At 44.9% G+C, this 13,933-nt stretch carries 15 protein-coding genes and 1 pseudogene; 7 read left to right on the top strand and 9 right to left on the bottom strand.

The genetic code is table 11. The features are described from left to right. The first annotated feature begins 269 nt into the window (after positions 1-269). Both pheS and AACV78_RS02380 read left to right on the top strand, forming a co-directional pair. The gene (pheS, locus tag AACV78_RS02385; protein WP_194008061.1) at positions 270-1,274 is read left to right on the top strand and encodes a phenylalanine--tRNA ligase subunit alpha; all 1,005 of its coding nucleotides are present in this window, start codon (positions 270-272) and stop codon (positions 1,272-1,274) included. Further along, complete coding sequence (locus AACV78_RS02380) at positions 1,275-1,418, top strand: hypothetical protein (protein ID WP_194008062.1); 144 nt, start codon at positions 1,275-1,277, stop codon at positions 1,416-1,418. A 203-nt stretch (positions 1,419-1,621) separates the two neighbouring features. On the opposite strand, the gene AACV78_RS02375 is transcribed toward AACV78_RS02380, so the two are convergent. Next, positions 1,622-2,065 carry a hypothetical protein gene (locus AACV78_RS02375; RefSeq protein ID WP_194008063.1) on the bottom strand — a complete coding sequence of 148 codons (444 nt, stop codon included), beginning with the start codon at positions 2,063-2,065 and terminating at the stop codon, positions 1,622-1,624. A gap of 625 nt (positions 2,066-2,690) precedes the next feature. On the opposite strand from AACV78_RS02375, the gene AACV78_RS02370 reads away from it, so the two are divergent. Continuing rightward, positions 2,691-3,599, top strand: coding sequence for an SH3 domain-containing protein (locus AACV78_RS02370; protein WP_194008064.1), 909 nt, complete (start codon positions 2,691-2,693; stop codon positions 3,597-3,599). 215 nt (positions 3,600-3,814) lie between these two features. Here the strand turns inward: AACV78_RS02370 and AACV78_RS02365 are convergent, their stop codons facing one another. The 4 genes from AACV78_RS02365 to AACV78_RS02350 all read right to left on the bottom strand — a co-directional run bounded on the left by AACV78_RS02365 (position 3,815) and on the right by AACV78_RS02350 (position 6,285). Beyond that, a complete protein-coding gene (locus tag AACV78_RS02365; protein WP_194008065.1) occupies positions 3,815-4,243 on the bottom strand; it encodes a hypothetical protein in 429 nt (142 codons plus the stop codon). Positions 4,244-4,984: 741 nt separating this feature from the next. Further along, the gene (locus tag AACV78_RS02360) at positions 4,985-5,695 is read right to left on the bottom strand and encodes a DUF547 domain-containing protein (protein WP_194008066.1); all 711 of its coding nucleotides are present in this window, start codon (positions 5,693-5,695) and stop codon (positions 4,985-4,987) included. Positions 5,696-5,861: 166 nt separating this feature from the next. Next, positions 5,862-5,984, bottom strand: a complete 123-nt coding sequence (locus tag AACV78_RS02355; RefSeq protein ID WP_228042049.1) for a pentapeptide repeat-containing protein — start codon at positions 5,982-5,984, stop codon at positions 5,862-5,864. Between the two features lie 85 nt (positions 5,985-6,069). Beyond that, positions 6,070-6,285 (bottom strand): hypothetical protein, encoded by a 216-nt coding sequence (locus AACV78_RS02350; protein ID WP_194008068.1) that lies wholly within the window; start codon positions 6,283-6,285, stop codon positions 6,070-6,072. Between the two features lie 128 nt (positions 6,286-6,413). Here AACV78_RS02350 and AACV78_RS02345 point away from each other — a divergent pair, with 128 nt between their 5' ends. Beyond that, entirely contained in the window at positions 6,414-7,892 is a 1,479-nt protein-coding gene (locus tag AACV78_RS02345) for a bifunctional orotidine-5'-phosphate decarboxylase/orotate phosphoribosyltransferase (RefSeq protein WP_194008069.1), read from the top strand. A gap of 86 nt (positions 7,893-7,978) precedes the next feature. Here the strand turns inward: AACV78_RS02345 and leuB are convergent, their stop codons facing one another. Continuing rightward, a complete protein-coding gene (leuB, locus tag AACV78_RS02340) occupies positions 7,979-9,064 on the bottom strand; it encodes a 3-isopropylmalate dehydrogenase (protein WP_194008070.1) in 1,086 nt (361 codons plus the stop codon). A 502-nt stretch (positions 9,065-9,566) separates the two neighbouring features. Here leuB and AACV78_RS28625 point away from each other — a divergent pair. Together AACV78_RS28625 and AACV78_RS02330 are read left to right on the top strand one after the other, a co-directional pair. Further along, positions 9,567-9,770: pseudogene (locus tag AACV78_RS28625) on the top strand (restriction endonuclease subunit R); the annotation flags it as partial. Between the two features lie 209 nt (positions 9,771-9,979). Beyond that, entirely contained in the window at positions 9,980-10,738 is a 759-nt protein-coding gene (locus AACV78_RS02330; protein WP_228042047.1) for a DNA-methyltransferase, read from the top strand. Positions 10,739-10,753: 15 nt separating this feature from the next. On the opposite strand, the gene AACV78_RS02325 is transcribed toward AACV78_RS02330, so the two are convergent. From AACV78_RS02325 to AACV78_RS02315, 3 genes are all read right to left on the bottom strand, one after another. After that, a complete protein-coding gene (locus AACV78_RS02325) occupies positions 10,754-11,359 on the bottom strand; it encodes a ScaI family restriction endonuclease (RefSeq protein WP_194008072.1) in 606 nt (201 codons plus the stop codon). Then, positions 11,360-11,581, bottom strand: a complete 222-nt coding sequence (locus AACV78_RS02320; RefSeq protein ID WP_194008073.1) for a helix-turn-helix domain-containing protein — start codon at positions 11,579-11,581, stop codon at positions 11,360-11,362. It abuts the gene before it with no gap. A 284-nt stretch (positions 11,582-11,865) separates the two neighbouring features. Further along, positions 11,866-12,648 (bottom strand): Uma2 family endonuclease, encoded by a 783-nt coding sequence (locus tag AACV78_RS02315; protein WP_194008074.1) that lies wholly within the window; start codon positions 12,646-12,648, stop codon positions 11,866-11,868. Between the two features lie 210 nt (positions 12,649-12,858). Here AACV78_RS02315 and galT point away from each other — a divergent pair, with 210 nt between their 5' ends. Continuing rightward, positions 12,859-13,884, top strand: a complete 1,026-nt coding sequence (galT, locus tag AACV78_RS02310) for a galactose-1-phosphate uridylyltransferase (RefSeq protein WP_194008075.1) — start codon at positions 12,859-12,861, stop codon at positions 13,882-13,884. Positions 13,885-13,933 lie beyond the last annotated feature (49 nt).

Below are 13,933 nucleotides of genomic sequence, written 5' to 3'. Positions count from 1 at the left end.
CCATGTCAGTGATTGTTAACTGTTAACTTTTAACTGTTGACTAATGACTAATGACGGCAGGAGGGCGGGTACGCACCATCCACCGCCCCTACTGACTAATGACTAATGACTAATGACTAATGACTAACGATCGCCCGCAGTGCCCATTTTTCACGGTTTGTTCTAAAATCTCAAATTAACAAGGCTGTAGAGCCCAAATTGCGATAAACTCAGCTTGGCTCAACATTGCCTTCAAATCTAAAATCTAAAATCTAAAATCTAAAATCAAGATGGCTGTCCAACTAAGCGACATTGAAACTCAACTAGAAACCCTCGCAAGCGAGTCGAAAAGTGCGATCGCCACGGCGAATACCCTCGAACAACTCGAACAGTTGCGCGTCGGCTACCTTGGCAAAAAAGGCCAACTATCTCAGATTTTAGGCATGATGGGCAAACTGTCGCCAGATCAGCGGCCCAAAGTAGGCGCGATCGCCAATACGGTAAAAGAAGCCCTGCAGGCCGACTTAGAAGACAAACGCGCCGGCCTCCAAACTGCCCAAATCCAAGCCAAATTAGCCTCAGAAACCCTCGATGTCACCATGCCGGGGATTTTTCGCCCCCAAGGCCGCGTTCACCCCTTAAACGCCGTCATAGACCGCGCTCTCGATATCTTTGTCGGTCTCGGCTACACCGTCGCCAACGGCCCGGAAATGGAAACAGATTATTACAACTTTGAGGCGCTGAACACCCCGCCCGACCACCCGGCGCGGGATATGCAAGATACATTTTATCTGCCGGGAGGCGACTTGCTGCGGACTCAGACATCATCGGTGCAAATTCGCTACATGGAACAGCACAAACCGCCGATTCGGATTGTTTCTCCCGGCCGCGTTTACCGCCGCGATACTGTGGATGCTACTCACGCAGCAGTTTTTCACCAAATCGAACTTTTAGCGATCGGTGAAGGTCTGACATTTACTGACTTAAAAGGCACAATTAAAGAGTTTTTGCGGCAAATGTTCGGGCAAGATTTGCCGATTCGTTTCCGCACGAGTTACTTTCCGTTTACAGAACCTTCTGCTGAAGTTGATTTGCAGTGGAACGGCAAATGGCTGGAAGTTTTGGGCTGCGGCGCGGTCGATCCAAATGTTCTTAAAGGAGTCGGTTTAGATCCAGAAAAATATACTGGATTTGCGGCTGGTTTTGGTGTGGAGCGGTTCGCAATGGTACTTTATGAAATTGACGATATTCGCCGGGTTTATTCTAGCGATTTGCGCTTTTTGCGGCAATTTTAAATGATGAATTGCGATCGGTTTGATGCTCTGTCTGGAGGTTTGGCTAAATGCAGAGCGATGATGTTGGTTTCGGGGGATGAGAAAAGGGCGAAAAAACACGCTCTAATGTCTGAAGAGTTTCACCCGGATTGGATTGGTTTTTAGTTAGGACTTTAGTATTTGGGAAAAGAAGGACTCGCATTCCGAACTATCGAACCTTAAAAAGAATGACTAAAGTCCTCACTACGAACCTTTAATACTTTTGGTTTTTAGTGAGGAGTTTAGTATTTGGGGCAAAAAGGACTAAAGTCCTGACTGCGAACCAGTGTGACAGTGGTGGAGCGAGCCAACACTATATTATTGATTGTCTAGTTAAAAGCATCTTTGATGCTGTCAACAACGCGCTCGACAGCGTTCTTGGTGTTATCTACTGCTTCTTGAGTGCGAGCAGAATCTTCTTCGGCTCTTTTCTCAATCGTAGCTGCATCTTCCTTCGCTTTGCGCTCTACGAAACTACCATTATCCGATGCTCGATCGACTTTGGCGGCATTTGTCTTGGCGGCGTCCTTAACTTTTTCTTCTGTATCTTTGATGAAATTCTTGGTGCGTCCAGCATCTTTGCTGGCTTTGTCTTGCACGTCATCGCCAATATCTGCTGCTGCGATGGAGTTTATAGCAGGAGAGGCTAGGGCTGCGGTGTTCGAGAAATACGCACCCTGCCAAACAAATGCCATTGCTGATACGCAAAGCACGGTTGCAGCTAGATAGCGCCCGACAGTCGAAAGCCCTTTGGTAAAATAATTCAGTTTCATAGATTAAAAATTGAACTTTGACATTCTATTTCTACCCTATCGCAGCGATCGACTGAACCATTCTCTAGATAGAGCTTATCCAGCGACGCTCTCTTTAAAAAGATCAGTCTTTTGATAGATTGAAACAAAAAACATCAGTCTATCTATTTTAGATTTTAGATTTTAGATTTTAGATTGGAAATTATTAGAATAGACTCCAAATACCAGATTTGGCGGGTTTCAACAGTCTATTTTAGATTTGTGATTTGTGATGGGCGATTAAACAGTTGACTTTATATCTGCAGATTAGGGAATTTTCAGGAATGCTAGCGATTGGGACTTTGGGTGGCTAGATCGACTGAGGTGCGATCGACACTCACGCATTTAAGCTACTGTTAACTGTTGACTGTTGAGCCTCCCCCTTTTCCCTTTTCCCTCTCCGGTTCTAAGATAGCCAGCAATTGACAGGTGCAGCACCTTAATTTGTCTGGGCTTAATTCAGCAAAGATTAATTTTTTTGAATAAAATTTTAGTAAAAAGGATAAACAATGTTATGTAAAACATTTTTATGGAATACAAATCGATTTTTTTGCTATATTGACCTCCAATAAAGATAATGGTTTTGATGAGATGAGGAGTTGAACGGATGAAAAACTTGAATTGCTGGAACAAGCCCGCTGTATTGCTGGGCGCGATCGCACTTGTAGCCGGAAGTTTGCAGGCTCAGGCGATCGGTCATACTGCCCCACCAATATCCACCACCAGTCAGGATGCTGAAAATATTTCCTTTGAAAACAGCGCCACCTTTGAAATAGCCCAAACTGGCCCCCTTTGCCGCAAAGTCACTCCCAAAGAAGGTTTGACCGTTCGTCAGAACCCAGACCCCAAATCCCCAAGAGTTGGCGGTGTAGCAATGAATACTCAGATAACACTGTTCCAAGGTGCCACTTCTGTTAAAGCCTCCGACGGTCGCCTCTGGATTCAAATTACCTCTCCGGTAAAAGGATACATTGCTACCGGATACCCCAACAACGAGGCTAATATAGCTTCCTGCACAATTAGTCAAAATCCTTCCCCAAGTCCAGCGCCCGCGCCAGCACCAGCACCAACACCAGCACCAGCGCCAGCGCCCGCAGCGACACCAACGCCAGCGCCAACGCCAGCGCCCTCACCAGCGCCCGCACCAGCGCCCGCACCAGCGCCCGCACCAGCGCCCGCAGCGACACCAGCGCCCGCAGCGACACCAGCGCCCGCAGCGACACCAGCGCCCGCAGCGACACCAGCACCAGCAGCGACACCAGCACCAGCAGCGACAGGCCCCGTCAGTCTGTGCCGCCAGGTAGAACCTCGGGTAGCGCCCAAGGGTCTGGCTATTCGCACCGAGCCTTCAAAGACTTCTGCGATTAAAGGTGGCGTAGCAGCTAACGGTCAAGTAACGCTTGTGCCGAATTTCCAGTTAGTGAAAGACAAGAATGGAGAAAACCGCAACTGGGTTGAGATTTCAGGGCCTGTTCCGGGATTTATCTCGGCTGGAAATTTGATCATGTGCAAGTAAACTGAGAAGTTCGATCGGTTTGTAGTGAGGATTTGAGTCTTCTCAACCGCCTTTGAGCGAATAAGCATTCTTTGTCCTGACTGCAAACCAATTTAATTAGGGGCAATTCATTCGATGCGATGTTGAAGGGCGATCGTGCTTTTTGAGAAACCCTCAAACTTTTGGGGTGCAGTTTTCGGTAGCAGGGATAATCAGCAAAAAGCCGATCGATCTTTCTACTTACAGCGGCCGCTTGCCCAATCTTGGTGTCCGCGATTTGGCTGACACTTCGATTGTCGGCCAATCCAGACAATTTCCCACTTATTTTGCCTGAGCCTGAGTTCGATGCGGTGGCGCATTCCCGCCACAGAATCGTCAGCCAAGCCGACGACTGTATGAACAATTACGGCGGTTTCTCGCGTGGGATATTCAACCAAAATGCCATCGCTTTTTCTGCCTTCAGATTCTCGATCGAGAATAAAGAGTTTGGCTGCGATATCTTTGGGGTTGGAAACCGTAATTTTGCGATCGGTTATGAACTGTTTAGGATTAATTGTTTCGTAGCCAGAGCGAGTTGCAGGTTGCGAAAATGCTGCGGCGGGAATTTGGATGCAGGCGAACACAGCTAGGAAAAAGAGCGATCGAGCGAGAGTAGATTTGTTCATTAGATATCTCCAATAACTCTTGTAGCGCAGGTTAAAATCCTGCTTTTGACCTGAAAAAATGGGTTTAAAGCTTCCCCCTTGTCGGAAGAATGGAAAAATTAATTTCCCTCACCCGCAAACCTCTTCGCGGAAGGAAGAGGTAACTGTCAACAAGCAAGCTGTCAATCGATTTTAGATTTTAGATTTTAGATTTTAGAGGCGACCCCACGAATAAATGCGGGGGCTTGAGGATTGAAGAATTTTAGATTTTGGATTGATTCCACGGATAAATCCGGGGGCTTGTACCACCTAGAAATTCTTGGTCAACTGTTGAAACTGATTGGCCGACTATATTAAATTATCTGCGTCCATCAGTGTTTATCCGCTTGAAATCTGCGGTTAACTCATCAATCAAATATTTATGCAGCTTTGTCTATAGAACCCATTTGACATTTTTTAGTTTTTGGGTTGGGTGATGAGAAATATTAGAGAGAAACTGGTTTCTGAGATTTACGCTCATGGCGAGAAACCGGGTTTCTATGAGTTTTTGGTTGGGTGACGAGAAATATAGAGAGAAACCCGGTTTATGAGATTTACGCAGAATAGATATCAAATGGGTTCTATAGCGGTTCGAGATCGTTGTGAGGTATGCCCAATGCCCAATGCCCTGTTTGGCCAATGGCCTATCCCGGATAGTACCTCATCTTTCTGAGAAAGGCTATATATCAACCATCAAAAAATAACTGCTGCTTTGGGAAAATCTCAAATCTCAACTTGATTTAAACTCCAATCGTAAGGCAAAAAAACGATCGCCCATTGATCGTCCACAGCCACCTCCGGCCTCAAATAACCGCCCGCATACTCAGCCACCGAACCCGCCGCCTGCACAAAATCCTCCCCGTACCACTCAAAAATTTTGCTCAAATAAAGCGTCTTTTTCGCAGCATCGTACCGCACCTTATCGGGATTGCGAATAAAACTGCTGGTATCAGCCTCTAGTTGCGCCCGTACCGACTCGGGAAAATAAGCGCCGCGACGCAACAGCGGACATCCGAGTGCAGCGCAAACTAAGGCAAAATGAATGCGCGCTTCCGCAAAGGAGGGCCGCAAAATTGCGTGTTCGATTTGATTGAGACTGTACTTTTTGCCGCCAATAATCGAGTTTGAACGGGTGAAGAAATCCAAAAAAGCTAGCCAATTCGGAATTCCTAAAATTTTGGGACGGATGGACGCGATCGGGTATACTTCGAGAACTTGAGAAATTGCGATCGCATTGTACGCATTCAGCCACAACGCCAGCCGCGCATCCGCATCCGTAACAGCAGCTAAATCTACATCTGCCAAAGTTGCCAGCCAAGCGCTCAAAACATCTGCCCCCTCAGCTTTCCAGCGCCGATAATTAACACGGCCCCCAGCATCAACGTAGCGTTGCAGCAAGTCGTCCCAAGTCGAAAAGTCGATCGAATTTATCATTCATTACCATCCACATTGTAAGGCGGATATTGCTTTAGGTTCTAGTTCTATTTGTAGGCTTATTTTTTTAAACAATGAGTAAACTAGGTATTCCGACGCAGCCCAAAAGTTAAATTTAAATACAGTACAGCTTATTTGATACTACCGTCAACCCAAGTCGCCCCTTTTAGCTTAGCATTGTCAAATTTGCCCCGGTCAAATATGCCCCAATTAAATTAGCTTGTCGCAAAAAAGCCCCGCTGAAATTTGACCAGGATAAATTAGCTTCTCTGACATTTGCACCTCTCATATCAAATCCTCGCTTCATCGGAATAGTAAATTAACAGTTAACAGTTAACAGTCAACAGTTAACAGTCAACAGTTAACAGTTAACATCATTCCGATGCAACCGGAAACGATATCAAATCCGCCCCTTGCAAATCGGCATTTACTAAACTAGCTTGCGGCAGGGGAATGCTTCTCAAATCGCAGCCGCGACACTGGTTAGTTGACAGCAAGTAATTTACTTGCTGAAGATTACCTGCAATCGCCCCTGCGGCCAACCCGAAAATCAGTCCAAATAAAACTGCTCCAAAAGTTACAGATTTCATGGTCTTTACCTTCTACAATTATAAAAGATTCTTAATTTAAACTTCAACGGAGCTCGGTTGATTGGGGCACAACACCAATCCCTGTTTTTGAGTCAAATTTGTATTTCCCCTTACCTCCCCTACCAAATATGACCAATAAAAGCCACTTTTTCGATAAACTGTTAGCGGCTGTTGAAAGCAATCAAAGTTTGCTGTATTTAGCCCTAGATCCAGACCCGGAAACCTTGCCGGCGCTGGTTTCGATGACTGGAGAAGAAACTCAAAGTTTTGTGACTGATTTGTTGGGAAGGTTCAAAAGTGCGATCGACCAAACAGCCGATTTAATTTGTGCCTGCAAACTCACCCTCGGTTTTTATCAATGTCTCGGCATCCCCGGCTGGGAACTGCTGCAACAAATTTTAACAATAATTCCCCGTCATATTCCCGTAATTTTAGATGCCAAACACAGCGATTTAAACACCAGCGGAGTGTTTGCCAAAACCGTATTTGAAGACTGGCAATTTGACGCTATTACTCTAAGTCCCTATGCCGGATTCGACGAAGTAGCACCATTTTTATTATATCCCGGAAAAACTGTTTTTGTCCTCTGTGCCACTGCCAACCCGTCAGCCGCCGCGTTGCAAGAATACCCGACAGCAGAAAACCCTTTGTACTTGCAATTAGTCCGACTCTCTCAGACTTGGGGAACTCCCGAAAAACTCGGTTTGGAAGTAGGAGTAATGCCCGATTTGTTGGCGCGCATCCGCCAAGCGGCTCCAGAACGGCTGATTTTAGTTGAAGGAGACATCGCCGAAGAAAATGACATCGCAGAAGAGAACGACCTCGCACAACTGCTGGCGGCCGGTTTAAGCAAGAATGGTGAGGATTTATTGCTGCCAATTCCTCCGAGTTTGTTCGCGAAACAAGAGCCGCGCCGAGAAATTGAAAAATTGCGGGATAGAATTAACGAACAGAGGCTGCGGGCGATCGCAGGCAGTCCAACTTGCGAATTGTGGCTGCCCGACGTGTGTTTTTTGCAACCAGAACCCAACCGCGATTTAATCTTGCAACTTTATGACATCGGCTGCCTAGTTTTTGGCGACCACGTACAAGCATCGGGCGCAGTATTTCCCTATTACATCGACTTGCGAAAAATCATCTCAATTCCGCAAATCTTTCATCAAATTGTCAGCGCCTATGCAGACATTCTCAAGGATTTAAAATTCGATCGCATTGCCGGAATTCCTTACGGTTCTTTACCCACAGCAACTGGTTTAGCATTGCGGATGGAACGCCCGATGATTTTTCCGCGAAAAGAAGTGAAAACTTACGGTGCGGGTAAGTTAATTGAAGGGCATTTTCAAGCGGGAGAAACCATTGTCGTAGTCGATGATATTTTGATTAGCGGCAAAAGCGTGATGGAAGGTGCGGGCAAGTTAAAATCTGCGGGGCTAAATGTAGAAGATATTGTGGTTTTGATCGACCACGAACAGGGTGTAAAAGATAAATTGCAGACCAACGGTTATCGCGCACATTCTGTGCTAGCGCTTTCAGAAATTGCTCAAATATTGTATCAAGCAAATCGCATTAATACGGAGCAATTTAATATGTTGACTGCGGAAGGTTAAACCCGCACTTCCTATAGGGGCGGGTTCACCGATATCTATGAAATCCACAAATAATCTCATAAACCCGCCCCTACGAGCCAATTAGATTAACCTTGCAAAACTTCAATTAAAGCATCGCCCATCGCCCGACAACCGACCTGTTTCATGCCTTCTGACATGATATCGCCCGTGCGGTAATTTTTATCCAAAACTTTGATAACTGCTTGCTCGATTTTATTAGCAGCTTCTGGCTGATTTAACCCATAGCGCAACATCATTGCCGCGCTTAAAACTTGAGCGATGGGGTTTGCTTTATCTTGTCCGGCGATGTCCGGCGCGGAACCGTGCACTGGTTCAAAAACTCCAGGCCCGCTTGCCCCTAAACTAGCAGAAGGTAGCATTCCAATACTACCAGTTAACATCGCTGCCGCGTCGGAAAGGATGTCGCCGAATAAGTTGCCGGTGACTATGGTATCGAACTGTTTTGGCCAGCGAATTAACTGCATTGCTGCGTTGTCAACGTAGAGGTGAGAAAGTTCGACATCGGGGTATTCTTGGGAAAGAGAAATGATGCGATCGCGCCACAGTTGCGAAACATCCAAAACATTCGCTTTATCAACGGAACACAGCTTTTTTCCGCGCTTCCTGGCCGTCTCAAAAGCGACTCGCCCGATTCTGTCAATTTCCGAGTCGGTGTAAGCCATTGTATTTACACCGCGTTTTTCTCCGGTTTCTGTCTCAAAAATGCCTTTGGGTTTGCCGAAATAAATGCCGCCTGTAAGTTCGCGGACTACCATAATATCAACGCCTTCGACAACTTCTTTTTTTAAGGAAGAAGCATCGACTAATTGCGGTAAAATAGTTGCAGGACGCAAATTTGCAAACAATCCCAATCCGGCGCGCATTCCTAATAATCCTGTTTCCGGGCGCTGTTCGCGCGGCAAATTATCCCACTTGTAACCGCCGATGGCTGCTAGTAATACTGCATCGCTGTTGCGGCATTTTTCCATAGTTTCTTCGGGCAGCGGATTGCCTGTTGCGTCAATAGCAGCGCCGCCTATTAATGCTGTTTGAAATTCAAAGCCGATGTCCAATTGTTTGCCGACAAGTTTCAGGACATCTACCGCTACAGCGATAATTTCCGGGCCGATGCCGTCTCCCGGCAAAAGAGTGATGCGGTAGTTTTGAGTCATATCAATTTTGGGGTTTTGATTGTAGATTTTTGAGAAATTATATTATATCCGCTCGCACGATTGTCATAAAATTAGTTTGTAATGAGGACTAAAGTGCTCGGATCGATGCGGACTAAAGTCCTCACTACAAACCGTTTTTATTATGGTAGTTGACCGGATATAATATGGCGTACAGAAACTTAGGATTATATCAGCTTCTGTGCGCGATCGCACAAACGGGATTTTTGCCCGTGAAGACATTCTATACAGATACTGACATCAACGAATACTTTCGCGCGCTGTGTCGCTCAGAACCCTCGCTAACAGTCTCCGCCAAAGAACGGAAATTTTAGTCAAAAATTGGTTGCAAGTCCATCAATTAGCTCGTGCTTTGGCGGTGACGCTACAAACAGGAGATGACCCGGAAGACCAGAGGTTTGAAGGCGATATTATCTTTTGTACGATCGACCAAATGTTGAGCAGTTTTATGAATATACCTTATTTTGTCGGTCGCGGTTCTGCTAAGAGTTTGCAGCAGCAATCGTCTGTTTGGGGGTTGACGACGAATGGCGAAAGTTATCGGTTTGTGCGGGTGATGCGGGGTAATTCTTGCACTTATCAGATTTTACCGGAATTGAATTTGATTGAGCGAGGGCGATCGAGCGAATTGCTGCAAGTATTGAAGGCTATTTGCAAGTTGCAGAATGTGCAGTTGCAAATAGTATGATGGTTCGGAATTCAGGAAGACGAATTGAGGAAATATACATAATTTAATTACCTCCTAAGTTTATCAATAAAAATTGCACGATCGTGCCAATATAGATTTATACCATCATCAACTTGCTCATGCTTTTAACTGACATAGTAAATCTTTTAGGTCAACCATACTTCCAAGCACCCAACTGCCTTATTTATCAAATGGACTGCTTAGAAGCAATGTCAAAGCTCCCTGATGAATGCGTCAATCTCACTGTCACCAGTCCCCCCTATAACATTGGCAAAGAATACGAAAAAACACTACCCCTTGATAAATATTTGAACTGGTGCGAAAGCTGGATCAGTGAAAATTATCGGCTAATCCTTCCTAACGGCGCTTTCTGGCTCAACTTGGGGTATCTATCAATTCCCAATCAAGCTAAAGCTATCCCCATTCCCTATCTACTTTGGGACAAAATTCCTTTTTACCTCATCCAAGAAGTTATCTGGCACTATGGCGCTGGGGTTGCTGGTAGTAAGTTCTTTTCACCGCGCAATGAAAAGTTCCTTTGGTATGTTAAAAATCAGAAAGATTATACCTTTAATCTAGATGATGTGCGCGATCCCAATGTAAAATATCCTAATCAAAAGAAGAATGGCAAAATTAAAGTCAACTCCCAAGGCAAAAATCCGACTGATGTTTGGGATTTTCCCAAGGTAACTTCTGGTAAAAATAGAGCCTCAAAAGAGCGAACATCTCACCCGGCTCAATTTCCCAGTGCTGTCATACAGCGAATAATCAAAGCTTCATCCAACCCAAATGAAATCATTTTAGACCCTTTTTTGGGTTCAGGAACTACGGCGGTTGTTGCTTTAGATTTGCAGCGCACTATTATCGGATTTGAGATTTGTCAGGAATACTGCGATTTAGCCGCCAACCGAATTGATGATTTTCTAAGACAAAAGCAGATTAGTGCATCTCAATTATCTTTATTTTAAAGAGGGTAAATCTTGCTAAATAGGCAATTGCAGTAACTTATATCGCTCTACATCAGGGCTTAATTTAGCTTGCTGACCAGTGGCCGCTGTTTGTCCTTGCCAATCTTCTCGATCTATCCATCCAAATCTAACTAAATTAATATTTAGAGTTTGTGCACTTTGAATTTTTGGATCGAATTTCTGGAAATTAACTACAAGATAATACCCGGACTTGTCTTTCTTCGGTTTTGCTCCTGTGCCACTTTGTTGGGCATAACTACGATTACCATAAGTGTTACGACTACTTGAAGAAGTTTTAATTTCAATGGAGAAGTCATTGTTAGGGATGTAAACAATATCTTTTTCAATGGCACTGTGATCGCGCCGCCAAATTCCGGGGTATTTACTGGCGAGCTCTAATGGGATTAGTTCATGTAAAAAGAAGCCCATGATTTGGGGAGTCGGGAATAAATTTATTCCTATTCTGTAGCCTCTGCTGGTTATGCTGGATTGAAAAATTTCACTCCAAACTTGAATAACCACGTCATAAATTACTTGTGGATCTAGTGGGTGTATATCTATGAGTTCCCGTGTCTTCTTTTCCCAATCTTGGACAGGAAGCCCCGTATAGGGTGATTGCATTTACTCTATTTCCCGCAATAGTTCGCTGGGCGATACTCCTAGAGCTTTTGCTAACCGCAAAATGTTTAACAGGGCTATGTTCCTCTCACCCCGCTCAATACCACCAATGTAGTTGCGGTGCAGTCCGGCTAGTTCTGCTAACTTTTCTTGGGAAAAGCCTTTTGATGTTCTTAGCCTGCGAACTTGCTCTCCAAATTTTTTGAGCTCTGGATTTTCTGCCACATAAGCAAGATATCGGTGACTGCACTCCAAAATCTACACACTATGAGTGTGATTTAGGATTAAATAAAGCCAGCACGCCCATAGTCAGACCAAGCAGAATCAACTCGATGCCATCACTTTAATTGCTTTCATCGCTACTCCGGGTAATTTAGGGCGTAAGAAATAGATTTATGTCTAATGCTTCAAGTTATTGATATATCCAGATAGCCCGATCGCCCTTTCCGCAATTTTGATGAATCGAGAAAAGGGCATCAAGCGCAACTATCCCCGCAGGAATAGGCATTTTAAGCATTCGGATCGATTCCCAATTCCCGAAGTTGACGCGCGAGTGATTCGCTGCGCTGGCGTTCAGTTTCTAATTGGGCGATCGCACTTTGGGCCCTTTGCCTTTCCTGTTCAGCCCTTTGTCGTTCCAATTCCGATTTTTCCGAGCTCCAAAGCAGCAAATTTCCCGCTGCATCCCACCACCGCAACCAGTGCATAGTTGTACCCAATCGCGTTCCGTACCAAATGCCCAAAAACAAATTAATTTCCGGTATCCAGTAACGTCCCTCGGCTGTCGGTGACTGCAAAACATATTGATTTTCTTCCAGACAGCGCACTTCCAAATCGAGTGCATAAGGGTCAAAAATAACGTAGGTAGGAATCTGCAAAATTTGCTCGTAGCAATACAGTTTTCCGTAGGGATATTTGGCGCGAACTGAGTATTCGCCAGCGTCGGTTTCTGAGAGAAATTCCATCGCGATGACAACTCGATCGCCCTCCAAAGACGGCGTATAACTGCGGCGAATCACTCCTTCGGCTAACGGCAATACTCGCGGCACGTACATCCAGTCTGGCGCTTTCACTACGGTTTTTTGATTGACGGTAGCTGCGATCGCAAAATTCGATGCAATCAACATTTCGGGTTGGATGCGATCGGACGTACCGAGGGCATCCGTCAGCGCGGCAGCCAGCGGTGGCTGTTGAATGTTTTCCACGGGTTCGTCCGGTAATATAAAGTCAGATGGCAGTTTTTCCCAAGTAACAACTGGTTCTTGCTTCGCGGGATTAATTTGGAGAACCATAGATTAGTTCCTAGCTGTTGCGATGAATCTATTTTATCAGAATGATTGGCAATTCACTATTGCTCTAATTAACTTTATTCATAACAATCTATTTAATACGTTCTTACGTCAATATCAAGATTTATTAAATATCTACAAACAGATACTGACATAATGCAAGTTTTAATTTATACTTAAAAACAGTTAAACTGTGAAAAGTAAAGTAATCAAATGTCTGAACTTAGACAAAACCTAATTACCAGAGATTGGGTAATCATCGCCACCGAACGGGCAAAAAGACCGGACGAATTTGCTAATACAAAAAAATCGATTGTAGCAGTGCCGCCATACCGTGCCGATTGCCCGTTTTGCGTGGGAAACGAAGAAGACGGAACCTTAGAAACTTGTCGTTTGAGAGATGAGCGCACTGGCTGGAAAGTCAGGGCAATGACTAACAAATATCCCGCCCTCTCCCCGACAGCAGAACGGCTCAGGATATCATCAGGAATTTACCGCACCATGTCGGGAATCGGCATTCACGAAGTAATTGTCGAACACCCGCGACATGATTTGACTACTGCTTTGTTGACCGTTGAAGAAGTTGCCAACATACTTTTAGTATATCGCCAGCGCTATTTAGAAATTAGAAAATATCCTTATATTGAAACAATTGTGATCTTTAAAAATCACGGCCCAACTGCCGGAACTTCTCTCGAACATCCTCACTCGCAAATAGCAGCTACGCCCGTTGTGCCTAACCAATTTCGCAGGCGGATCGACGAAGCTATTAGATATTTTGACGACACTGGAGAATGTTTGTTTTGCCGGACTTTGGAAGATGAGTTAGCGGCGCGTGAAAGAGTAATTTTTGAAAGCAAAGATTTTGTAGCTTGTATCCCTTTTGCTGCACTTTCGCCCTTTCATATTTGGATTTTTCCGCGCCGGCATTCGTCTTCGTTTGATGATATTACTGATGAGGAAATTATTGGTCTTGCTGATACTTTGAAAACTGTACTCGCTCAGCTTTATTACGGATTGAACGATCCAGATTATAATTATAGTATTCGATCGGTTCCCACTGCCGAACAAGGAACCAAATATTTTCACTGGTATATCGCAATTATTCCCAGAGTCACGAAGCAGGCTGGGTTTGAGTTGGGTAGCGGGATGTTTATCAATAGTGCTTTGCCGGAGGAAAGTGCCGAGTTTTTGCGATCGATTAAAATTCCTGACGACCTTAATTTACGAGAAACCTAAAGTATAATAAATCACAAGGATTTTAAAAATGTCCGAGGTCAAGACAGCA

The organism is Tychonema sp. LEGE 07196, from assembly GCF_963890365.1.
In the GTDB taxonomy this organism is placed as follows: Bacteria; Cyanobacteriota; Cyanobacteriia; order Cyanobacteriales; family Microcoleaceae; genus Microcoleus.
Note: the sequence above shows the minus strand (reverse complement) of the source record. Positions and strands in the feature narration are given on the sequence as shown.